General features: G+C 56.3%; 16 protein-coding genes. 4 read left to right on the forward strand and 12 right to left on the reverse strand.

Annotated elements, in window-relative coordinates:
* Window positions 1-153: 153 nt before the first annotated feature.
* On the reverse strand, window positions 154-2,349 hold the full coding sequence (locus B5E43_RS01385; RefSeq protein WP_143382913.1) for a hypothetical protein: 2,196 nt from the start codon (window positions 2,347-2,349) through the stop codon (window positions 154-156).
* On the opposite strand from B5E43_RS01385, the gene B5E43_RS01390 reads away from it, so the two are divergent.
* The 3 genes from B5E43_RS01390 to B5E43_RS01400 all read left to right on the forward strand — a co-directional run bounded on the left by B5E43_RS01390 (window position 2,326) and on the right by B5E43_RS01400 (window position 6,562).
* The gene (locus tag B5E43_RS01390) at window positions 2,326-3,810 is read left to right on the forward strand and encodes a hypothetical protein (protein WP_087392976.1); all 1,485 of its coding nucleotides are present in this window, start codon (window positions 2,326-2,328) and stop codon (window positions 3,808-3,810) included. The genes B5E43_RS01385 and B5E43_RS01390 overlap by 24 nt on opposite strands.
* Window positions 3,811-3,931: 121 nt before the next feature.
* The gene (locus tag B5E43_RS01395) at window positions 3,932-6,178 is read left to right on the forward strand and encodes a hypothetical protein (RefSeq protein WP_143382914.1); all 2,247 of its coding nucleotides are present in this window, start codon (window positions 3,932-3,934) and stop codon (window positions 6,176-6,178) included.
* 129 nt (window positions 6,179-6,307) lie between these two features.
* Window positions 6,308-6,562: a hypothetical protein gene (locus B5E43_RS01400; RefSeq protein ID WP_087392978.1), complete on the forward strand. Its 255-nt coding sequence runs from the start codon at window positions 6,308-6,310 to the stop codon at window positions 6,560-6,562.
* Window positions 6,563-6,733: 171 nt separating this feature from the next.
* Here B5E43_RS01400 and B5E43_RS01405 read toward each other — a convergent pair whose 3' ends face one another.
* From B5E43_RS01405 to B5E43_RS01415, 3 genes are all read right to left on the reverse strand, one after another.
* Window positions 6,734-7,798, reverse strand: a complete 1,065-nt coding sequence (locus B5E43_RS01405) for an ATP-binding protein (protein WP_087392979.1) — start codon at window positions 7,796-7,798, stop codon at window positions 6,734-6,736.
* Window positions 7,795-9,267 carry a cache domain-containing protein gene (locus B5E43_RS01410; RefSeq protein ID WP_087392980.1) on the reverse strand — a complete coding sequence of 491 codons (1,473 nt, stop codon included), beginning with the start codon at window positions 9,265-9,267 and terminating at the stop codon, window positions 7,795-7,797. Before B5E43_RS01410 ends, B5E43_RS01405 begins: the two co-directional genes overlap by 4 nt.
* Window positions 9,268-9,529: 262 nt before the next feature.
* Window positions 9,530-9,973 (reverse strand): S-layer homology domain-containing protein, encoded by a 444-nt coding sequence (locus tag B5E43_RS01415; protein WP_087392981.1) that lies wholly within the window; start codon window positions 9,971-9,973, stop codon window positions 9,530-9,532.
* A 267-nt stretch (window positions 9,974-10,240) separates the two neighbouring features.
* On the opposite strand from B5E43_RS01415, the gene B5E43_RS01420 reads away from it, so the two are divergent.
* Window positions 10,241-12,442, forward strand: a complete 2,202-nt coding sequence (locus tag B5E43_RS01420) for a stage V sporulation T C-terminal domain-containing protein (RefSeq protein WP_087392982.1) — start codon at window positions 10,241-10,243, stop codon at window positions 12,440-12,442.
* Window positions 12,443-12,459: 17 nt separating this feature from the next.
* Here B5E43_RS01420 and B5E43_RS01425 read toward each other — a convergent pair whose 3' ends face one another.
* From B5E43_RS01425 to B5E43_RS01460, 8 genes are all read right to left on the reverse strand, one after another.
* Window positions 12,460-12,969, reverse strand: a complete 510-nt coding sequence (locus B5E43_RS01425) for an ATP-binding protein (protein ID WP_087392983.1) — start codon at window positions 12,967-12,969, stop codon at window positions 12,460-12,462.
* Between the two features lie 60 nt (window positions 12,970-13,029).
* A complete protein-coding gene (locus B5E43_RS01430; RefSeq protein ID WP_087392984.1) occupies window positions 13,030-13,980 on the reverse strand; it encodes a dipeptidase in 951 nt (316 codons plus the stop codon).
* Window positions 13,981-14,091: 111 nt separating this feature from the next.
* Entirely contained in the window at window positions 14,092-16,239 is a 2,148-nt protein-coding gene (locus B5E43_RS01435; RefSeq protein ID WP_087392985.1) for a Tex family protein, read from the reverse strand.
* 58 nt (window positions 16,240-16,297) lie between these two features.
* The gene (locus B5E43_RS01440) at window positions 16,298-16,966 is read right to left on the reverse strand and encodes a YoaK family protein (RefSeq protein ID WP_242964661.1); all 669 of its coding nucleotides are present in this window, start codon (window positions 16,964-16,966) and stop codon (window positions 16,298-16,300) included.
* A gap of 72 nt (window positions 16,967-17,038) precedes the next feature.
* On the reverse strand, window positions 17,039-18,646 hold the full coding sequence (pckA, locus tag B5E43_RS01445; RefSeq protein WP_087392986.1) for a phosphoenolpyruvate carboxykinase (ATP): 1,608 nt from the start codon (window positions 18,644-18,646) through the stop codon (window positions 17,039-17,041).
* A gap of 200 nt (window positions 18,647-18,846) precedes the next feature.
* The gene (gene rsmA, locus B5E43_RS01450; RefSeq protein ID WP_087392987.1) at window positions 18,847-19,710 is read right to left on the reverse strand and encodes a 16S rRNA (adenine(1518)-N(6)/adenine(1519)-N(6))-dimethyltransferase RsmA; all 864 of its coding nucleotides are present in this window, start codon (window positions 19,708-19,710) and stop codon (window positions 18,847-18,849) included.
* 184 nt (window positions 19,711-19,894) lie between these two features.
* On the reverse strand, window positions 19,895-21,925 hold the full coding sequence (locus tag B5E43_RS01455; RefSeq protein WP_087392988.1) for a HAMP domain-containing sensor histidine kinase: 2,031 nt from the start codon (window positions 21,923-21,925) through the stop codon (window positions 19,895-19,897).
* Window positions 21,925-22,620: a response regulator transcription factor gene (locus B5E43_RS01460; protein WP_087392989.1), complete on the reverse strand. Its 696-nt coding sequence runs from the start codon at window positions 22,618-22,620 to the stop codon at window positions 21,925-21,927. Before B5E43_RS01460 ends, B5E43_RS01455 begins: the two co-directional genes overlap by 1 nt.
* Between the last annotated feature and the right edge of the window lie 31 nt (window positions 22,621-22,651).

A 22,651-nucleotide genomic window follows, 5' to 3' on the forward strand; every position in this document is an offset into this window, starting at 1 on the left:
GTGAACCGGAGCTTTGTCCGGCCAGCCGAATAAAGTTGGCATCCCTGAAATCGGGACTCACAGTTCCCGGCTGGCCGGACATGACCCATGAAAGGGGGGATTCTCTATATAAAAAACAACAAGAAACAATTTCCCCCCTTTGCAGGAAATACTCTACATCCTGAGATCGGTGGAGCGGTATTTTTCCAAAGGGACATGGTGGTACAACGCACTGATAAGAGAAAAACCGCCAGGGAATGCGCGCAACAATTGTTTTCGGGCTTCTCTGCGCAGGTAAATCTGAAACACAGTTTCCTTAATCAGCCAGTTTAGTTCTTCAAGGTCAGAGATACCGGAACTGTCTTTTTGACAATTCAATCCATACTGCTCCAATACTGTTGAATCGGCAAGCTGATGTGTTGGGAAAGGAAGTCTTAAAATGTAGGCGATTCGATCCGGAAAAGATAAAGATGGATTGGACCAAATACGTTTATATTGACTGCCAGCGGATTTGTCCACTTGGAAGGAGAGTGAATGGAGTGCATGCCTGTTCTGCTGAAAGAATTGATGATAGATTCTGCGGGATAGGGGGGAGGCACTGCGGTAAGACAGGTTCTCATAGTGTGGAGAAATACATTGGGCGCAGCAATTGATATAAAAAAGTTGATAACCGATGGAGGGGAGGTCATCATATCGTCCTTTCAGAATCCTGCACCACAAACAGTATTCTTCGTAACTCAGAATTTGATTGCCGCGTAAAGCAACATATTGGGACCAGACCTTAGAAAGCTGTTCCGAAGGGATGGAAAGGATGTTGCAAATCTGATTCACAAACAGCAACTCCGCATAGCGCTGTTCAGCCGAGCGGATCCCCTTAAAGGATGAACGTCTCCAGAAGTTCTCCCTAGTTGAGGGAGGAGTCTCCAGATTATGCGCTATGTATTTTCCCCAGTAAAGTATCATGTATAGAAGCGCACAGGGAACTTCCAGTCCCAGGTCCTTCGTAGAAGTGCATAGGATACCCTCTACACGAGACTTGACGGTTTGATAAGCCTCCGTGTTGTTGAGCAGCGGACGGCCGATGTGGGAAAAAAACGTAAATATAGCGTTCCGGATTGCCTCTGCCTGTTGGAGATGATCTTCTGGAATTTTAGCTTGATACGCATATAAAGCGAGGCGGCAGGAGTCACGAAAAGGAGGAGGTTGCCTGATACGGCAAGGTTGAGAGTTTGAATATGCTTGGAGTAGTGTTTCGAGATAGTCATATCGCTTTTTGTATTGCTGGATGGCATGGGGACGGATCCGGCGGTATTCCATCGCAGGGACACTACATCCGGCCTGTTTCCATGAGACAAGGTACTCACGGAGCGTAAAGAAAATAAAATGCTCGAAGAAGTTCCTGTTTCCTTTAAAGCTGGAAAATTGCTGCTGTTCTTCCGGGGAAAGCAACGCCCAGCAATCGTGGGTCACGGCCTCTACATTCAAAAGTTGAACATTGTTCGGATTTTTTTCTTTGATACAAAGTTGCAAAAGTGCATTACAAAATGGACGATGTTCCAGCCAGCGGTCCAGACTGTCCTCTGTTACGAATGGATAAGAGCGGAGAAGATTGTCTTGATGGACAAAAAATTTGCCTCTCAGCCCCTCATAGTTGTCCTGTGACAAACACATGTGCTGTTTAGTAAACAACCAGCGATATAGATTTTTCCAACCCATCTGTTTGTAAGTCAGATGGTGCAGGAGCAGGCTTGAGAGTCGAATGTCATCGGAATGCTCCTGTTCCGGCATGGTTCCATAGGAAGTGTGAAGGGCAAAGGCGATGCGCTCCTCTACTTGGGCAGGTAGCCGGATTTCCCGCGCAGTCTTGCGCAAGAAGGACAGATGGCCAGCGTTTTGCTGTAAACTGACGTATCCTCCGTTCCCCTCATGAAACAGGATATCTTGGTCTGCTGCCAGAGTATGAAGGATAAAACCGGGTTGGGTCGTTTGACGTAACCGGGAAAATCGGGGATAGGCATTCAGAATAAACGCTGCTTTGTGAAAAAGGAGCCGTTCTACGGAGGTGTGGTTGAGGGTTTTGTATCTGCACTTCCGCAGCAATTGAGACCCAAGATCATAGGAAGCTTGAGAGGAGTACGGGGAAGAGTCAATGGCGCAGTTCTGCGATGAAAAGCCCTGACCAATAGGGGTTAGATGGAAAAGAGAAGGGTTTGAATTTGGACTGGACAATTTTTCCATTTTTTCGCTTCCTTTTTCAAAAAACGAGAAATATACAATTTTCTTGCCAACATTCTTTCGAATAAATGGGAAATACGGCAAAATACCCCCATGAAAGGAGGAAGTAAGATGATGCTGAAAATTAAAACGCAAGGGACTGCCCGCTATTATTTAGAGGCAGGTCATAAGCTTTGCCGACCGTTAACGGAGGCTGAACTGGGCAAAATCATTCCGGGATTCAAGGAGTTAAATGAAAAATCCAGGGAAAAACGCTTCCGAAAGTATGTGGAGAAGGCCCAGATCGTCGACTGCGGCCACATACCGGAGGACCTGCCCAACACCTGGCCCTTCCGAGGTGCAGACGGCAGGAGGCGGGTACCCACCCGGGAGGAGCTCAAAGCAGGGGCTGAGGCCCTGTTGGCACTGGGTACCCTGTTCCCAAAGGCGGCCCCAGGGTGGGATCTGCTGGCCGATCTGCTTACCGGCCTGTGGTGTGCCGAGCTGAGAGAAGCGGAGCCGGGGTTCCGGCCGGTGACCACGGTCCCGCTGGATACTCCGGCACTACGGGAGGTATTCAGCTGCCTAATCAAAACCGCTGTGCCGCGAAAGAAGTGGAAAAAGAGGGGGTTTCGGATCAGGCGAAGTGCAGTCTTGAATTATGAGGTAAAGCCCGGTGCCATGCCAAAACATATTCAGGACTTCACTGAGCTAAAGCGGAAAATCCCCGGCGGTAAGCCGCTGCGTATCCCAGCTCCCTATCGAAACACATTGGTGCTGATCATTGGTGCTAGCGGGGAGCAGCTGCGGGAGGCGGGGCCTCTCATGGAACAAGCCGGTGTGTTTCTGATAGACTGCGCGAGCAATGACTGGGGCGGGCGGCGGATGTCCAAGAGCGACCTGCAGATCTTGGATCCCTCGGTGCTGGAGCGCCTTCAGAAAGAGGGTACTCTGGCAGCGGCAGTGCTGGCCGGCTGGTGGGCGGAGAGAAGCCGGGGCGAGGCCAGGGCCATTGTCCAGACGGCTCAGGGTACATTGGGAAAACCGGATAGCCGCTTCATCGCTGTGGTCTACGATCCGAAAGAATTGGGGAAGGCGATCCGCTATCAAATCCTGCTGACCTTCCTCAACAAGTTGGAGGATGGAGACGTTCTGGCTGCGAAGGAAGCAGACGCCTACCGGGCGTCGATCAAAGGAGCCTATGATCCGGAGCCGGAGCCTGAGGGCCCGGTCCGCCGCGCGGAGGACCCAGAGGTATTTTTGGAGCTCATGAGGGACTTGGCCGCCGGAGGGCACATAGCGGGACGTGGCGAGAGGTTTACCCGGGCGGACAAGCATCTGGGTGCCTGGCGTGAGATCTCTGGCGTATGCTACTTGGTCCTGCTGGAACATGATTGGAAGAAGGCCTATGCCAAAGCGGCGCGAGCCCGGGAGGATTTGGATGTATCCATCTTACGGCAAGATGGTTGGGAACGGAAGCTGCTGAAGAGCTTGGCAGAGGCCGGATATGTCAAGGCCCCCAACGCCGGCTACCGGTACCGCTATGACCTGATGGAGAACGGGACCCGGGATAAGACCTATGTGGTGGCTGTTCCCAGGACCCTGCTGGAGGCCTGAAAAAGGCAAATTTCCAGGCAAAGACAGCTGACCTCCGGCAAGGGTACTTGCTGAGAGATTTGCCAAGGTTAAAATGAAAAAATGTTGCAATATAGAAAAATTAGAAGGGAAATGATACAAAATGAAGGCATACAAGAAAGAACTTCAAACGTTAGAACTCCATCAAGATCAGGCAAGAGAAATGGAGGCGGTTGGAAGCAACGAATCGGGCTGGCCTGTAAACCCCACAGAGAAGGCAGTTGAGAAAACAGTTGAGGAAGCACAGCTCTGGGCACTCCATCCCACTTGCCCAGACCCTGGAGACTGCTTTCAACCTCTCACAGACTTCCTGACCCTGGCACTCACCAAGTTGGTGGAGCGCTACCTCAAAGTCCTGGGGCGGGGTGTGGATGTTCGCTATTGGCGAAACATTACGCAGCGGATCCTGTCCGCTCCCCAATCCGGGATCCAGGTGATCCCCGCTCAGGCAGGGGCGGGCAAGTCGACTTGGATTCAGGCCTTCCTGATGGCGCTGTGCAAGTTTCAAGAGAAGTACCCCGAAGAGGCCCAGGCTCTGGGCGGGGTCCTGCTGGTGATCCAGAAGGTGGAGACCTTAAATGAGTTCCAGACCAAAATCCGTCAGGAGCTGGGGAAGGAGGCAGCGGCTCAGATGGTCCCGCTCCAGAGCCTGACCCCGTCGGGAAAAGCGCTGGGTCTGTGCCCCAACCCTGCGGTCACAGATTACACGCAGTGCACAGACCGCTGCGCCTATGCCGGGGAATGCCCCCTGAAAGCGCTGGAGGGAACAAGCCGAGGAGCGTACATTCTGGGGGTGACCCAGGCGCGCTTCTACGCTCTGCGGCAAAATGGGCTGCTGGACCAACTGCTGATGCGGGAGCGGGAGGAAGACCCGCCGGTGCCGCGGCGCTGGATCATCTTCGATGAAAAACCAGAACTCTTTCAGATCGATGCCCTGAGCACTGGCATTTTGAACGGCCTGTCCAACCGGTTTGAGAGCCTGGTAACCCAAAAACGGCTGTCTGACCAGAAGGCGTGCCGCATACAGAGCAGCCTGGGAGTCCATATTGGCAAGCCCCTGCAGGAGCTGCGCCGCTCTACGGTGATTCCGATCCCGGGCCAGCCGCCGAAGGATGAGCTGGCCGGTCTGTGTACGCTCTCCCCACAAGGGGGAGAGCGGAAGGATTACATAAAGTTCCGTGTGGGGCTCCAGTCCAGGCAAGACCTGATGAACGGGGAGCTGCGCTCCTGCTTCCAGGTGATGGATCGGCTGTATGGGGGAGAGGAGTGCTTGTTCTGTAAGGCGTGCGGCTTTCATGTGATCACCGTTCAGGACGGAATACAGGAGCTTCGGGGCAGGCAGACGCTGATCTTCGACGCCACGGCACCGGTGGATGGAGATTACCAGCGGCAGACCTCCATGCAAATGCTCCCAAGCCAGGCTCTGCGCAACACACAGCAGGTTACCTTCCATATTTACCTGAGTAAGCAGCTCAACGTGTCCAAAAACGGGATGAAGCGGCACGGGATGATCCACGGGCTGTGTGCGCTGATTGAAGAGATGTTGGAGGAGTACCCCCAGCCGACCTTCCTGTGCGTCTACAAGGAATACAGCGGCTTCTTTGCTCAGCACCTCTCCGCCACGGCCCGGCAGTATATCCAGTTCATGCCCGGCCAGGACCCACCGAAGACCCCATATTTCGGCGGGACCAACGGCAGCAGTGACTTTCGGCAGTGCCGCAATGTGATCCTGCTGGGCTATCCGAGACTGAATCCAGAGGTCTATCTGGAGCGAACGTATGCAGCCTGGGGAGAAAGCGGGTTCCGGGAGGAACTACAGCAGGTCCAGGAGAGAATGAGGCACCAGAGGAAGCCATGGGCCGACGGCCTGCGCAGCTTGCCGTCGGTGGCGGAGTATGAAGCCCGCCACCTGGCAGCTCGGATGGAGCAGGAGATCTACCGGTGTGCGCTGCGAAATGCCCAGGTGTCCGGGCCCATTCATGTCTTCCTGCTTCATCCACCAGAGCCGATGTGGAAGCTGCTAAACGATCGGTTCCCGGGCTGCCAGGTGGAATACATCGAAGAAGTTCCCCTGTGTATGCTGTCTCACCTGGGCAGCGACCGCACCTACAAAGGGAAAAAGACCGCCTTATCCTCCATGCAGGAGTTTTTGGCGAATTGGGATGGTACATCGGTGAAGATTTCTCAGCTCCGCCAACAATTGAACATCAGCTCTTCGGCTTGGAAGGAACTGCAGGCCCAGGAGCGGTTCCGCGGCATGCTGCTGCACTGCCGGGCGGAATTGGTTGGCCGGGGGAAAAACGCCATGCTCAGACGTCGCGCCGACGATCAGAAGCAGATTCCGGCTTAGCCCGTCGGATACATATAAATTATAAAAGAGAAAGGGGTGTCTACCAATCAAAAACCGGGGAACACTAGAGGAAACAATAAGCCGCCGGTATGATACACACGGAAACATCGGCGGGAGGGAGGTTATCCGTTGGAAATCCACGTGCGGGAGAATGAGAAGCTCATCGAGGTTTGGCTCACCAATCAGGAGAGGGAGAAGCCGGAAATCAAAGAGCAGATGGCAGAGATCTACCGTCAGGGGAAAGAAAGACGCTTTCTGGTGGCTGTATTCCTGTCCGGTCGGGAGGAGCTGGATGAGCTGACCAGCGCCCTGCTGCGGCACAACCGGGACAAGCTGGCCCGCCAGGAGGTGCAGCGACAGAGGAAAGAGAAAAAAGGAGCGTGAGCCCATATCCCCCTCCCCGATGAGCGACGCGGAGTTGTTCAAAGGGGAGAGGGATGATCGGGAGGCACATCGAGGGGAGGGACAATGAGCGGTCCGCACAGGTCAAAGTATTAAGAAGAGAACGGCCGCGGCAAGGGGAAGGTAACCATTGCTCCCCTGGAGCCGACGCGGTTACAGCGAGGCGTCATCCGAATGGCGCTGCTGGATCAGGGCCTGCAGGGTTTGGCACAGAGCCTGGAAGTCGATGGGCTTGGAGATGTGCCCGTTCATACCGGCGTCCGTGGTTTTCGCAATATCTTCCGCAAAGGCGTTGGCGGTTACGGCGATAATGGGTACATCAGCGGCATCGGGGCGGTCCAGGCGCCGGATGGCCTGGGTCGCTTCGCACCCGTCCATCTCCGGCATCTGCATGTCCATTAAAATGGCGTCAAAGGTATAGGGGGCGGCCTCCTCGAACAGGCGCAGCGCTTCGGCGCCATTGACCGCCTGTGTCACCGTGATTCCGTTCATGGTGAGGATCTCGGTGGCAATTTCCATATTCAGCTCATTGTCCTCAGCCAGTAGAATGTGAAGACCGGATAGGTCCACGGCGGAGCGCTGGACAGGGGCGGATTCGGGAGCGGGCGGTTGATCGAAGACAACGGGCATGGGAAGGATAACGGTGAATTTGCTCCCCTTCCCCAGCTCGCTCTCCACCCTAATCTCGCCGCTCATCTGTTGGACCAGGCTCTTCACAATGGGCATACCCAGACCGGTACCGGTGGTGGTATGGCTGGAGAAGTGGGTTTCCCGGGAATAGGGTTCGAAGAGGTGCTCCAGGAATGCCTGAGACATGCCGATTCCGGTGTCCTCCACGACAATTTGATATTTGTTGTACTGCTGGAAATCAAATTCCCGTACGCTGACCCGAATCTCCGCTCCCGGCTCGCTGTATTTCAAGGAGTTGGAGATCAGATTGTTTAAAATCTGGGTCAGCTTCTGCGGATCGCCCAGAACCACGCGATGCTGGATATCAAAGGAGACCTCAAATTCTTTTTGTTCGCTCTGGGCCTGACTGCGGAAGATACCGGCCGCTTCTTCCACACAGGTTTGAAGGTTGAATTGGCTGTTTTGCAGTTTATTGCCCTGATTCTCCAGGCGGGACAGCTCCAGAATATCGTTGATGAGGGATAAGAGCTGTTTCCCGGAAAAGGTAATTTTCCGCATATAATCCCCCATCTTCTCCGGGTCATTCAAATGCTGCTCCGCCAGCTCAGACAGGCCGATGATGGCGTTGAGGGGGGGCGCATGTCGTGGGACATGTGGCTGAAGAAGGCCGACTTTGCCTTGGTGCTCTTCCGGGCGGTATCCAGGGCTTCCTGCAGGATAATGGTGTGCTGCAGCTGCTGACGTTTTTCAATGTCCACCTCCCGGAAGCAGAGGATGACCTCATCCGGAGCCAGTTTTTCATCGTACAGGGTGCGCACGTTGACCCATTTATAAGTATCTCCAAACCGGCGCTGGTAGTCCCCTCCGTAGTCGGCAATGTGCTCCGCCACCCGCTGGCGGATGCTTCCCAGGGAGAAGCACAGCTCAAACTGCTCATAGGTACTGGGCTCCACCAGGTCCCGGATGGTTTGGAGCAGGGTGGAGTAGCTGCCCCTGGAGGAAAGAATTTGGTCCAGATCCTGGGAGTTTTTGATGGCCTCGTAGTTCCCGGTTTGGTAGTTGATGCGGTAGATCGCATAGAAGGACTCGCCTAAAATGTGGATGGTCTGATCCGCCTGCCGGATTTTTCGGTTTTGGACCAGGTCGCGGATCACCATGGCGGCCAGAATCAGGAAGAGGACAATGCTCACGCCGGCGATAAAATAGATGGTCAAATTCCGGTCGCCCATCAGGATGCTGTTGAGAGGGACCGTGATAATCACCGTCCAACCGTTGGTCATGGAGGCGTAGTAGGCCCCTCGTTTGATTCCGTTCAGGTCCTCGAAAAAGGCGTCGTATTGGGAGAGAGAGCCGTCCTGAATGCCGTTGAGCAGGTAGTCGGTGTAAGACTGGAGCTTACTGGGGTCGACCTTGGAGGTGTTGGTGGAAAAGACCAGGGTCCCAACGGAGTCACATACGTAGAGGGAACAGTCGGCCGGCAGAATCCGGGAACTGCTGTGCTGGTGCATATTTTTGGGGAAGATATCCATGGCCAATACGTCGCCGCTGTGCTCCAGCTGCTTGGCCGCCGTGATGACCGGATCTCCGGTAATGACATCAAAGTATACGTTGGTGAAAATCAGTTCACCCTGGGCCTGAGTGGCCTGCTGATACCAGTCAGTGTTCTGATAATCATAGGAGCTGTCTCCGGTCCAGGGATTGGCGGCCACGATCTCCCCGGAAATGACGGCGTATGGGTCGATGACGTTATTGCCCACGATGTGGGTGAGATTGACGAAGTATCCGCTCAGCCACTGCTGGAGATTATCGGACGTGCCGCCGTTTTCGGAGATCTGGTCCAGGTATTGAGCGCCCAGTTCCAAAAATGTGCGGAAGGTGACCAGGCTGCTCTCCTCCTCGGCGGCAATGCTTTCCGCCAGGGACATGCCCAGGTCCTGTGTGTTTTGCAGCAGCTTGGTCCGAACCAAGACAACACTCATGAGCAGCAAAACCACAAACACGGCCAACAGCAAAATGCTTAAACCGGTATTGGTGGATAATCTCAGATTCTTTCTCACAGAAAGCCTCTCCTTATCGACTTATGTTATATACGAATATCCGGCCCGGCACGAGTCCTACGGGACCGGGGCATTCCTGATTTTACCACGGAAGCGGTTCATTTTCCACTGACTTTCCGCTGCGGCCCTGATATTCTTTGCGCCGGAGAAGGTCTGTGGCGAGACGAGATGTGGATCGGCAGACTGAGCGGTGTTTTTTGCGTTGGACAAATAAAACGCACAGACCGGAGGACATCCGGTCTGTGCGTTGGGAAGAATGTGCTTATACCCAATCCCGGTACAGGAAGGTGACGATCTGTGCCCGGGTGCAGGGGCTGTTGGGGGAGAAGGTATCAGTGCCGGCGCCAGAGGTGATCCCGCGGCCGGCGGCCCAAGCCACCGCGTCGGCGTAGTAGGCGCTCGCCGGCACATCCCCAAAGCTGCTGCCGGAGACACTGGGGGATCCGGCGGCCCGATACAGGAAGGTCATGGCCTGACCGCGGGTCACCGTATCATCCGGACCGAACATGGTCGGAGAGGTGCCGGCCGTGATGCCGTTTTCCGCCGCCCACAGCACCGCCTCATAGTAGTAGTCGCTGCTGGTCACATCCTGGAAGGGATTGACCGTCGTGACAGGAGTGGGTCTCCCTCTGCCGCTAAAGCTCCCATGGGAAACGTTCCGGCTAAGAAACAGGCAGCCAAAGCGGCAGCCATCCCTTTCTTCCATTGCATGGTAATGGAATCCTCCTTTTTTCTAATCTGTGGATGAAATAGGCCAGTTAAAAGTTACAAACTAAACAATTTTTTGCGGTATAAATGTTACTTATTACAAATCAAATAAATTATATTGCTGTACCAGATAGATAGCAAATAATTTTTGATCTGGAACGCAGATTAGGCAGAATGGACATATGAAATCCAACTTTTTGCACTTGCTTTTTTTCATTTTTTATGTACAATATTATCTATAAAGAAAATAAAAAGGTGATTTATATTGATAGAGCGTTTTACTATCGCGGGCTATACCCGTATTTCAGTGGACGACGAGCTGGACCGGGACAACGTGTCCATCGAGAACCAGAAGGCCATCATCGAGGATTTTGTGAAGCAGAAGTTTCCCGGCAGCACCCTCACCTTCTACGAAGACCGGGACCGGTCCGGGTACACTTTCGAGCAGCGGGAGGGCTACCAGGCCATGCGGAAGGGCCTGATGAGCCACAAATATGAAATCCTAATCGTCAAGGATTTCTCCCGCTTCTCCCGCCGGAACAGCCGGGGCCTGGTGGAGCTGGAGGACCTGCGGGACGCAGGGGTGCGGATCATCTCCATCGGGGACGGCATCGACTTCCCCAACGACGATGACTGGCTGAAGATCCAGTTCCAGTTTCTCCTCAACGAGATGCCCGTCACCGACACCAGCAAGAAGGTGCGTTCGGTAGTCCGTCGCCGTCAGCAGGACGGGGAATGGCTGTGCGCCGCCCCTTACGGGTACATCCTCAACAAGCAGAAGCAGTTTGAGGTGGTGCCCACCGAGGCGGAGGTGGTGCGGCAGATTTTCCGCCTCTACAACGACCAGGGCTGGGGCTACAAGAAGATCGCCAATTACCTCACCGCCCAGGGGATTCCCACTCCCCGCATGTCGGAGCAGCTGCGGAAGGAGGCGGCAGGGGAGGAGTGCAAGCGCCTGGTGAAGAGCGCCTGGGCCATTGTCACCATCCAGGGTATTCTGGACAACGACTTCTACATCGGCACGCTGCGCCAGGGCAAGTACACCCGGGCCAAGATCAACGGCAAGGACATCAAGCGAGACGAGGTGGAGCAGATCGTCATCGAAAACCACCACCAGCCCATCATCGACTACCGCACCTTTGCCACCACCCGGGCCCTGCGGCAGCAGCGGACCCGCTCCAACTACCGGGGGCAGAAGAAGAACGACAATGTCTACTCCGGCTTTCTGGAGTGCGGGGACTGCGGTGCGCCCATGTTTGCCATGAGCCGCTCCGACCTGCGCCCCGCCTACACCTGTGGCACCTATCACCGCCGGGGGCTATCCGGCTGTACCAGTCACCACATCCGGGTGGACAAGCTGGATGAATTGCTGAAAACCTATGTCCGCAAGGTGAGAGACAACTCCAAGGCCATGCTGGAGCGACTTAATGAGGACTTAGCCCGGGAGCGGGAGGACGTGGCGGAGACGGAGCGCAGCGCCGCCAACCTGGAGGACATCCTGGCCGACCTCCAGGAGGAGCTGAAGGCCACCAAGCGCCAGCGGGTGCGGGACCTGATGAAGCACCCGGAGCGGGAGGAGATTTTGGAGGAGACCTACGACGAGCTGGAGGCCGACCTGCTCAGCCGCATCGAGGGGATCCAGAACCAGCTCCGCATGGCCACCGACAAGCGCAACACTATTCTCCAGGTCAACCGGGTGGCCAAAACGGCCCTGGAGGTTTTTGACGACATTTTAAACAAGGAGCACCTGGACCGGCAGGATTTACAGCTCATCATCGAGAAGATCAAGGTCTACGAGGACCACTTGGAGATCCAGCTGAAGGCCGACATCGATTCCATCCTCCACGCCGGTACCCTTCCCGAGGAGGAGCCGGAGACGGTGGCCGCCATGGCAGCCGCCCAGGGGGACACCGTAAATTTTAAGGAGGGCATGGGACATATCGAGCCCGTCACCCTAGTCCAGACGTCCAGCAAGCGTCCGGACAAGGTGTTCCATGCCAATGTTATCAGAGATGGCGACCCGCTGGAGATTTATACGGATAAAGACGGCGGCGTGATTTTTAAGAAATACTCTCTGATGGGAGGATTAGTGGATTTTGCCGGACAACTGTGTGAGACGTTGAACCGAACCACTGGACAGGTGACAGTTATTACAGACCGGGACAACTGCATTGCGGTGGCAGGGGTTCCACGCCGGGAACTGATGGACCATTCCATCTCCCATGAACTGGAACGCCTGATGGAGGGAAGACAGATTTACCAACGCAAGTCGGGCGAGGCAGGGATTCCCCTGTGCGATGGAGAGGGGGAATTTACCCTGAATACAGCGGCACCTATCCTGTCGGAAGGAGACGTGCTGGGCTGTGTGGTATTTGCGGGCCGGGATGGAGACGCAGTGGGCGGCGAGGTGGAATACAAGCTGGCGCAATCGATTGCTGCATTCCTGGGACGGCATATGGAGAGTTAAAAAAGGACCTGGACAGATTAGCTGTCCAGGTCCTTTTCTGTTTGGAGAAAGTGAGTGCCGGGTAGGGGGGAGGGGTCATCCCGGTCGCGGAGCATAGCTTCTACCTCGTGTCGGGGGCAGCGGTAATCTCCGTCCCCTCGCCTGTAATAAGTTCCGGTGTAGGGGTCGGAGCCCAGGTAGACAGGGCGGTGGCGAAAATCGGCCCGGGGAACGAAAATGGCTATGATAGGGTTGCCGTCGCTGCGTAGGATCTGCACATCCTCCGGCTGGAGCAAATTGGCGCTGACTACGGCTGGGTCACGAACCATAGACCAAAACTCATCCACCAACTCCTGGGGATCAAAGAGAGGGACCGAATAGAGGGACTTATCCTCCGCCTCGGCAACGCCCAGAAGAATCACCCCGCCCAAGGTGTTGGCGAAGGCGGAATAGGTTTCCCACAGGCTGCGGGGCAGACCGCCCTGGGAGCGCTTTGCCTCAATTCGGTTTCCCTCCTGGTATTCTTCCAGAAAATCCAGCTCCTCCATGGCGTGAACTCCCCCTTTCTTCTGGCTTTAATGCCAGTATACTGAGAAAGGGGGAGTTTTTCAACTTGCTGGAAGATTTTTTTGAAAGAAGGCCAGAGCGTTGCCCCACATCAGCTGATCGCAGAAGGAGGCGGAGAAGCCATGATGGATGAGTTCGTCATAGAGTCCCGCCGCTTGCTTTGGGCTCTGCAGCCAGGATGGCAGATCGGCTCCGTCAAAATCCGAGCCGAGAGCCAGACAATGTTCTGCCCCCAGGTATAGAAAATGGGATACGTGACGATACAGGTCCTCCGGCTGAGGCAGACCCTCCTGGCGGAGAAAGTGGGTATAGTAGTTGATACCAATCAGCCCGCCCCGCTCCACAATGGCCCGGATTTGGTCATCGGTGAGATTGCGCCGGTGAGGGCAGACCGCCCGTGCATTGGAGTGGGAGGCCACCAGAGGGGCATGAGTGGCCTCCATGACGTCCCAAAAGCTATCGTCGTTCAGGTGTGAGACGTCAATGATGATATTGGCCTGCTCCAAAAGAGGGAGGAGGGAACGTCCAAAGGGAGTCAGCCCACCCGGTGCAGAGACGCCGGAGGCAATTTCATTGCGTGCGTTCCAGGTCAGTGTGAGCAGCCGAACTCCATCCCGGGCCAGCTCCTCCACTTGGTTCAGGTCACCTCCCAGAGCTGCTCCGTTTTCCACCGTGAGGAAGGCGGCGGTTTTCTTGGCGGACCAGGCGGCTTGTATATCCCCGGCCGTGCGGCAAGGGGAGACCCGGGAGGAAAAACAGCCCATTTGTCGCTGAAAGCTGCTTGCGTGGCGGCGGTAGTAGGCCAAAGCCTCTGGCTGGGAGAGGCCATCTGGCACAAAAATGGCAAAGCATTGGCACCAGTGGATGCCGTCGGGCAGGTTGGACAGGGAAAAAGCGGCCAGGGGATTGTCCAAGGTGTCCGGGCAGCGGTGGGGGGCCATGAAAGCGGTGAGGGTGTCACAGTGCAGGTCGATCAGAGCGGAAGGGTACATAGAGCGCCTCCTTTGCTTTTGGTTTCCGGCATCAGTTTAACGCTTCTAGGGGAGGAGAGCAAGGGGAAGAAAGGAAATGCGCGCGGCTAATATAGCCGCGCGCTGGAAAAGTTAGGGCTTTTGCATGGTTAGGCTGATGCGTTTTTTCGCTTCATCTACCTCCAGAACCCATACCGTAACAATATCTCCCACGGTAAGTAATTCCGAAGGATGACGGACCCGGCGGGGGAGTTTGCTGATGTGGACCAACCCATCCTGGTGTACTCCGATGTCCACAAAGACGCCGAAGTCAATGACGTTGCGCACCGTGCCCTGCAGCTCCATTCCGGGCTTGAGGTCCTTGGCCTCCATGACGTCGGTGCGGAGAATGGGGGGAGGGAGTTCATCCCGGGGGTCTCGGCCGGGCTTGAGCAGTTCCTTGATGATGTCCTCCAGAGTGGGGACACCCACTCCGCAGATCTCAGCCAGCTGTTCCATACCGGCAGCCTGAGCCCGGTCCCGCAGCTGGTCCAGTTTCCCCGCCTGCACGTCCGCCAGAGTATAGCCGCACTGCTGCAGAAGGGCTTCCGCTGCGGCGTAGCTCTCCGGGTGCACGCCAGTGTGGTCCAACACCTGCTTGCTCTCCGGGACCCGGATAAAGCCGGCACATTGCTCAAAGGCCTTGGGGCCCAGTTTAGGGACCTTCAGCAGCTGCTTGCGGGTGGTAAAGGTACCGTTCTCCTCCCGGTATTTCACCAGGTTTTTCGCTGTTGTGGCGGTCAGGCCGGATACCCGCTGGAGCAGGGAGGGGGAGGCGGTGTTGGCATCCACGCCGACAGCATTGACGCAGTCCTCCACCACGCCGTCCAGGGCCTCACCCAAACGGGCCTGGGGCATATCGTGCTGATACTGTCCCACCCCGATGGCTTTGGGGTCAATCTTCACCAACTCAGCCAAGGGGTCCTGGAGACGGCGGGCAATGGATACGGCACTGCGCAGGTTTACGTCGTACTGAGGGAACTCCTCGGCGGCCAGCTTGGAGGCGGAGTAGACGGAGGCCCCTGCCTCGCTGACGATCATGTAGGAGACCCCGCCGCCCACCTGGCGAATCAGCTCCACTGTCATCTGTTCTGTTTCCCGGCTGGCGGTGCCATTGCCGATGGCAATGTGCTCCACGTGGTGTTTCTGAATGAGGGCGGAGAGCTTGGCAATGCACTCCTGCTTCTGCCGCTCTCCGTAAGTGGGATAGACCACGGCGGTGTCCAGCACCTTGCCGGTGGGGTCCACCACTGCCACCTTACACCCCATGCGGTAGCCCGGGTCCAGGCCCATGGTCACCTTCCCTTTTACCGGAGGCTGCATCAGCAGGGGCTTGAGGTTCAAAGCGAACATATGGATGGCCCCCTCGTCGGCCTGTTCGGTGAGGGAGGAGCGCAGCTCCCGCTCCAGGGAGGGATAAATCAGCCGGTCATAGGCGTCCTCAGCGGCCACCTTCACAAACTCCATGGCGGGGGAGCCGGGACGCACCACGGCCCGGCGCAGCACAGGCAGAGCCAGTTCCCGGTCGGTGACAATGCTCACCTTGAGAAAGCCCTCCCGTTCCCCACGGTTGATGGCCAAAATCTGATACCCCTGGAGCCGGCTGATGGGGGACTTGAACTGGTAATAGAGGCGGTAGACACTGTCCTCCTCCTGAGCGGTGGCGGAAACCAGGAAGGAGCGGCGGAGCATCAGCTCCCGCAGTGTTTTCCGGATGGCGGCGTCATCGGAAATCAACTCAGCCACAATGGCGTTGGCACCTTGAAGGGCATCTTCTGGGGAATCTACCCCAACCTCGGGATTGACATAGTCCGCGGCTGCATCCAAGGGAGCGGGGCAGTCCCGTTCCTGGGCAAAGAGAAGGGTGGCCAAGGGCTCCAGGCCCTTTTCCCGGGCAATGGTGGCTCGGGTGCGCCGTTTTTGCTTGTAGGGACGGTAGAGGTCCTCCACCTCTGCCAGGGTGGCAGCGGAAGCAATGGCTTCAGCCAGCTCAGGGGTCAGCTTTCCCTGCCCCTCAATGGAGGAACGAACCTCCTCTTTACGGGCCTCCAGGTTGCGCAGGTACTGCAGCCGGTCCGCCAGCTGGCGCAGCAGCTGGTCGTCCATGGAGCCGTGGAGCTCCTTCCGGTAACGGGCAATAAAGGGAATGGTGGCCCCCTCGTCAATGAGCTTGACCACATTTTCCACTTGTTGAGCGGGGCGGCCCAGTTCCTGGGCCAGGGTTTGGATCATAGTATCCATGGGTGATCTCCTTGCTAAATTTGGTCTCAGAGAAGAAAGACCGGGATAAAGGGGCGGATCATTCTTCGTGGGCCTCCCGGAACATGAGCAGGAAGGCGCCCAGAAGGGGAATACAGGCGCACAGCACCGTCCGTCCGCCCCAGAAGGGAGTGACCAGACCGCTGGTTACCGCCCCGCAGACAAAGGCCAGAATCAGGCCGTAATAGAGGATGGATTTCTGGCCCGACTGGCTGCCGGGAGAGGTGAGGTGACGGAACAAATGCTCGGTGCCGCTGCGCAGGTTTCCAGTGCACATGGTGGTGGCACAGCCACAGCCTTGAAATTGGCGGAAGGACTCAATTTGAATGGCGCTGGTAAAGGAAATAAGCATGTTCGCCAAGGGGTCTAAGGTGCCCAGGGGAAGCAGAGAGACCAGCACCAGGACCGCACATTCCGTGAGGAGGATAGGCTGCCGCCAGTGCAGCCGTCCGGCGTTTGGCCCCATAGCGCGGCGGAGCAGCTCCGTGACCAGCACGCCGGCGGCAAAGGAGAGGATGGGCAGCAGGTAGTAGACCACCCGGTCCAGCCGCCCCTGGGAGAGATTCACGCCCAGCAGAACCAGGTTACCGGTCTCTGCCGTGGCAAAGACCTGCCCACGGTTGAGGTAGGTATACGCGTCCAAAATTCCGCCGGCCATGGCCAGAAGCAGACCGACGGGAAGAGATTCAGACATTTGATAGCGTTTCACGGTGTCACATCCTCTCGGAGAAAAAGCAGGGCGCCGCGGCGCGGCGCCCTGAAAGCGTATTAGAAAGAGAGATTACTCCGCCTTGGGGCCAGCAGCCACCAGGGCCTTGCCGGCCTCGTTGGTGGTGTACTTGGCGAAGTTCTTCACGAAGCGGGAGGCCAGATCCTTAGCCTTGGTATCCCACTCCTCGGGGTTGGCGTAAGTATTGCGGGGATCCAGGATGTTGGTGTCCACGCCGGGCAGCTCGGTGGGAACGGCAAAGTTGAAGTAGGGGATGGTCTTGGTCTCAGCCTTCAGGATGGAGCCGTCCAGGATCGCGTCGATGATGCCGCGGGTGTCCTTGATGGAGATGCGCTTGCCGGTGCCGTTCCAGCCGGTGTTGACCAGGTAGGCCTTGGCGCCGCTCTTGTTCATCTTCTTCACCAGCTCCTCACCGTACTTGGTGGGGTGCAGCTCCAGGAAGGCCTGGCCGAAGCAGGCGGAGAAGGTGGGGGTGGGCTCGGTGATGCCGCGCTCGGTGCCGGCCAGCTTGGAGGTGAAGCCGGACAGGAAGTAGTACTGGGTCTGCTCCGGGGTCAGGATGGACACAGGGGGCAGCACGCCGAAGGCGTCGGCAGACAGGAAGATGACGTTCTGAGCGTCGGGGCCGGAGGAGACGGGACGAACGATCTTCTCAATGTGGTCGATGGGGTAGGAGACACGGGTGTTCTCGGTGACGGAGCCGTCGTTGAAGTCGCAGTGACCCTCGGCGTCCACGGTGACGTTCTCCAGCAGGGCGTTGCGCTTGATGGCGTTGTAGATGTCGGGCTCAGAGTCCTTGTCCAGGTTGATGACCTTGGCGTAGCAGCCGCCCTCAAAGTTGAAGATGCCGTTGTCGTCCCAGCCGTGCTCGTCATCACCGATGAGCAGACGCTTGGGATCGGTGGACAGGGTGGTCTTGCCGGTGCCGGACAGGCCGAAGAACAAAGCGGTGTTCTCGCCGTTCATATCGGTGTTGGCGGAGCAGTGCATGGAGGCCATGCCCTTCAGGGGCAGGTAGTAGTTCATCATGGAGAACATGCCCTTCTTCATCTCGCCGCCGTACCAGGTGTTCAGGATGACCTGCTCACGGGAGGTGAGGTTGAAGACAACAGCGGTCTCAGAGTTGAGGCCCAGCTCCTTGTAGTTCTCCACCTTGGCCTTGGAGGCGTTGTAGGAGATAAAGTCAGGCTGGAAGTTCTTCAGCTCCTCCTCGGTGGGCTGGATAAACATGTTCTTGACAAAGTGAGCCTGCCAAGCCACCTCCATGATGAAGCGGATGGCCATGCGGGTGTCCTTGTTGGCGCCGCAGAAGACGTCCATCACGTACAGCTTCTTGTTGGACAGCTCCTGGATGGCCAGATCCTTGCAGGCCTTCCAAGCCTCCTGGGAAGCGGGCTTGTTGTCGTTTTTAAACTCATCAGAGGTCCACCACACGGTGTCCTTAGAGACCTCGTCCATAACGATGAACTTGTCCTTGGGGGAACGGCCGGTGTAGATACCGGTCATAACATTGACGGCCCCCAGATCGGTAACCTGCCCCTTGTCATAGCCTTCCAGACCGGGCTTGGTCTCCTCCTCAAACAGAGTCTCGTAAGAGGGATTGTAGACGATCTCGGTGGTACCGGTGATACCGTACTTGCTCAAATCAATGTTTGCCATGATGTACGACCTCTTTCCTGTAATAGTCTTTTAAGAATGATCTTCCAACGGCCGCATGCAGCACGGCCGGCGAAGGGAAGTCCCAAACATCATTTATAATACACGGTGTGGGAAATAAAGTCAATTCCCCAAGTACCTGCAATTTGCTTATAAACATTATTGCATTTTTGCTATCATTTAGCATCCAACACAAAGGGAGATTACCTGCCCTCCGCCTGACGCAGCGCCTTAGACAAAAGGGCGAATTGGGAGATGGAAAGCCGCTCTCCGCGGATGGTCTCGGGGAAGCCACAGCTGGTGACGACCTGGGTCAGAGCTTCTTTGGAAAGGGGAGTATGCAGGGCGGCGCTCAAGCTGTTGACCAAGGTTTTGCGCCGCTGGGCGAAGGCAGCCTTCACCACCTGGAAAAAGTGGTCCGGGTCGTCCACCTCCTGGGGGGCGGGCCGGGGTGTGAGGCGGAGCACCGAGGAAGTCACCTTGGGGGCGGGAATGAAGCAGTCCGGGGGAACGTCGAAGAGAAGCTCGGTCTGGGCGTGGTACTGGCAGTAGAGAGAAAAGGCTCCGTAGTCTCCCTCACCGGGGGCGGCGCAGATGCGGCGGGCCACCTCCCGCTGGATCATCACCGTAATGCGGGCAAAGCATCCCGCCTCCAGAAAGGCGGTGAGAACGGGGGTAGTAATGTTGTAGGGGAGGTTGGCGCAGGCGATGGGGGTCAGGCCGGGGAATTTTTCCTGGACCAGAGTGGGCAGGTCCAGCTTTAAAATGTCCCCGGGTAGAATTTCCACGTTGTCCCGTCCCTCCAGGGTTTCCGCCAATATGGGCAGCAGGGAACGGTCCAGCTCCACACTTACCACCCGTCCAGCCCGGTCAGAAAGCTCCCGAGTGAGGGGACCGATGCCGGGCCCAACCTCCAGCACACCGGTATCAGGACCGGCACCCGAGGCCTGGGCGATGTCCCGGGGGACCCAGTCCTGGATAAGAAAATTCTGTCCCATGGACTTGGAAAAACGAAAGCCGTGCCGGGCCAGCAGAGCCTTTATCTGGTTGATATCACATACATCCATGGCGGATCCTCCATTTTATCATCCTATCCCATACACTATAAAGGAAAGAAAAAGGAACGTCAAGAAGGGGACAGGGAGAAAACTCCCTGCGGCGATCCAACCGTTCCTCCAGGCGATCTGAATAGCTGGAAAAATGCGGCGCCGCTCCTTACGAGCGGCGCCGCCATGATGCATGGATGAACGGTCAGTTGGCCTGGGGAAGTGTGACAGAGGCTTTGAACAGGTCGCCATCCACGGTCAGCTCAAAGGTACCTCCCTGCAGCTCGGTCAGGCTGCGGGCAATGGACAGTCCCAGACCGGAGCCCTCAGTGGTCCGGGATTCGTCGCCCCGGACAAAGCGCTCCATCAGCCGCTCCGGCGGGATATTCAGGGCTTCTCGGGAGATATTTTTCACCGACAAGGTCACCTGACCGCGCCCGCGCACCAGGTCCAAATACACCCGGGTGCCCTCCATGGCGTATTTGGCGCAGTTGGACAGCAGATTGTCAATGACCCGCCAGAGGTGACGGCCATCTGCATAGACCCAGGTTTCCCCTTCGGGAATGGTGGATACGACGGAGAGATGCCGTTCCTCCAGCTTTTCCGTCCACTCGCCCAAGGCCTGGTCAATAAGTTGGGCCATGCCAATCTTCTCCCGGTTGACACTCAGTACGCCGGTGGACGCTTTGCTGGCTTCCACCAGATCCTCCGTCAGCTTTTTCAGCCGCTGGGACTTGCGGTCCAGCACTTCAATGTATTCCTGGGCCTTTGGGTCGGTCTGCTGAGTGGTTTTCAGAAGGTTGACATAATTTATAATGGAGGTGAGAGGTGTCTTCAGGTCATGGGATACGTTGGTGATCAGCTCAGCCTTAAAGCGCTCGCTCTTCATTTTTTCATTCACCGCTCCCGCCAGGCCGTCAGAGATGTTATTGATGTCTTCCCCCAGGGCCCGGAGATCATGGGGCATGCGGGAGGTGTCGATCTGGTGGTTGAGGTTCCCTGCGGCAATGGCCTGGCTGCCCTGACGCAGGCGGCTTAAGCACACGGTCCAGCGGCACAGGGCCAGCAGGACCAAAATGTTGAGAATCGCATGGGGAATGGGATTATAAAAGCCGAAGAGGGAGGGAAACAGAGCCTTAATGAGCAGATAACCCAAAAAGGCCACAGCTGTGCGCCAGGACAAAGGCAGGTAGAGGAAAAAATCTCGCAAAGCCCGCCAAATCCAGCTGAATATCACACACAGCAAGGTAGTTTTTGCCAGAGAATGAGCTTTCAGGCGAACGGTGATGGTGCGCAGGAACAAGACCAGTATCAAGGATAACAGGCATACCAAGACGGCAGCGGCGGCGAAGAACAGCCACAGGTCTGAATTTTGCATGGGGTAGAAGTTATAAAGATAGATCGAGAAATAGTCGGCCAACAACGTAGCACCATAAAGGAGCAGGGCTACTAGACAGGCAATGATGAGAAAATAGGCCTCCGAAATGATGCGGTCCTGCCAGGACAAAATAACCCCATCATGCCCGGCCTTGTGACCGGAGCTCCACAGGAAAAACAGCAAGGCGATGATCCATACGCCCAAAGAAACAGCGGATAAAGTGATGTAGATGGGGAAGTTTTTCTCAGCGCTGGTGTATTCATTGGCAAGCAGGGAAAATTCATCTAATATGGACAAATCCACATTCCGGTCGATCCCACATTCAATGACCACTGGCGGAAGAGAGGAAACGTCAGTTATATCCTCGGGGTAAACAGAAATGGTAGTGTCGGTGCTGTAGTCCTCATACACCATAACACTGTGGGAGAGGGTGGATTCGCCGGGGGTAAAGGAGGCGTAATAGACGGTAGGGACCACCTGGTTTAGTTCCGTACCATCCGGGAGATTAGAGGCAAGGACAGCAGAGCCGTCAGAGGAACGTACCTGATAGCGGAACCAAGTGGACTGGCTGTCCAAAGTCTGTTTCAGCTGGTCCAAACTGTCCTGTAATTGGCGGCGGTCCATGTAGCTCAGATCAGGGTCTTCCAAATCTTGGGTCAGGGAAAAGTAGGATACCACCTGATACTGCCGCTGCTCCAAAAAAGTTTGAAAATAGGTGGTATATTGCCAGGCGCTGCTGTTAACCATGGGCAGCAGGATGAAGGTCCTGCAGGCGAACAGACCGCTGCAAAAGGCAGAAATGAGCAAAAGCAGGACAGCCACAGACTTGCCAACCAGGCTCTCTTGCAGCTTTCCCATCAGTTGGCCCCCTTTTCGATTTTATAGCCCAGTCCCCAGACTACCTTGAGGTAGCGGGGGTCGGCGGGGTTGATCTCAATTTTCTCCCGGAGGTGACGGATGTGGACGGCCACCGTGTTTTCTGAGCCGTAGGCCGGGTCATTCCAGACCTGTTCGTAGATCTGCGAAGAGGAAAAGACCTGGCCGGGATGGGAGAGAAGCAGTTTAAGGATGTTGTATTCAATGGGGGTGAGTGCCACCGGCTCACCGTCTACCGTTACCTGTTTGGCTCCGTCGTCCATAGAAATGGGCCCCACAGAAATGAGACCGGGACCCTTGTCCGCTCCTCCCAGCGTGGTGTAGCGGCGCAGCTGGGACTTGACGCGGGCAATCACCTCCAGGGGGTTGAAGGGCTTGGTAATATAGTCGTCCGCGCCGATGTTCAGACCGAGGATTTTATCCGCGTCCTCACTTTTGGCGGTGAGCAGAATAATGGGCACATTGCTTCCTTCCCGGAGCTTGGCTGTGGTGCGGATGCCATCCAGCTCCGGCATCATAATATCCATCAGAATCAGGTGAATGTTGTTTTGCTCCACGGCTTTCAGAGCTTCTTTGCCGTTATACGCTTTTACCGTCTGGTAGCCCTCGCTGGACAAATAGATATCCAATGCAGAGACGATATCCCGATCGTCATCGCAGATCAAAATATTGTACATGGTGTTCCGACCTCCCTTGTTCAGTCACAAC

Source organism: Flavonifractor sp. An100, assembly GCF_002161175.1.
Classification (GTDB): Bacteria; Bacillota; Clostridia; order Oscillospirales; family Oscillospiraceae; genus Lawsonibacter.

Excerpts from the sequence above, each read along its gene's own strand:
- B5E43_RS01390 (WP_087392976.1), top strand. The coding sequence starts at position 2,326 with ATGATGCTGAAAATTAAAACGCAAGGGACTGCCCGCTATTATTTAGAG.
- B5E43_RS01395 (WP_143382914.1), top strand. The coding sequence starts at position 3,932 with ATGAAGGCATACAAGAAAGAACTTCAAACGTTAGAACTCCATCAAGAT.
- B5E43_RS01415 (WP_087392981.1), bottom strand. The coding sequence starts at position 9,973 with ATGGAAGAAAGGGATGGCTGCCGCTTTGGCTGCCTGTTTCTTAGCCGG.
- B5E43_RS01425 (WP_087392983.1), bottom strand. The coding sequence starts at position 12,969 with ATGGAGGAGCTGGATTTTCTGGAAGAATACCAGGAGGGAAACCGAATT.
- B5E43_RS01430 (WP_087392984.1), bottom strand. The coding sequence starts at position 13,980 with ATGTACCCTTCCGCTCTGATCGACCTGCACTGTGACACCCTCACCGCT.
- B5E43_RS01435 (WP_087392985.1), bottom strand. The coding sequence starts at position 16,239 with ATGGATACTATGATCCAAACCCTGGCCCAGGAACTGGGCCGCCCCGCT.
- pckA (WP_087392986.1), bottom strand. The coding sequence starts at position 18,646 with ATGGCAAACATTGATTTGAGCAAGTACGGTATCACCGGTACCACCGAG.
- rsmA (WP_087392987.1), bottom strand. The coding sequence starts at position 19,710 with ATGGATGTATGTGATATCAACCAGATAAAGGCTCTGCTGGCCCGGCAC.
- B5E43_RS01455 (WP_087392988.1), bottom strand. The coding sequence starts at position 21,925 with ATGGGAAAGCTGCAAGAGAGCCTGGTTGGCAAGTCTGTGGCTGTCCTG.
- B5E43_RS01460 (WP_087392989.1), bottom strand. The coding sequence starts at position 22,620 with ATGTACAATATTTTGATCTGCGATGACGATCGGGATATCGTCTCTGCA.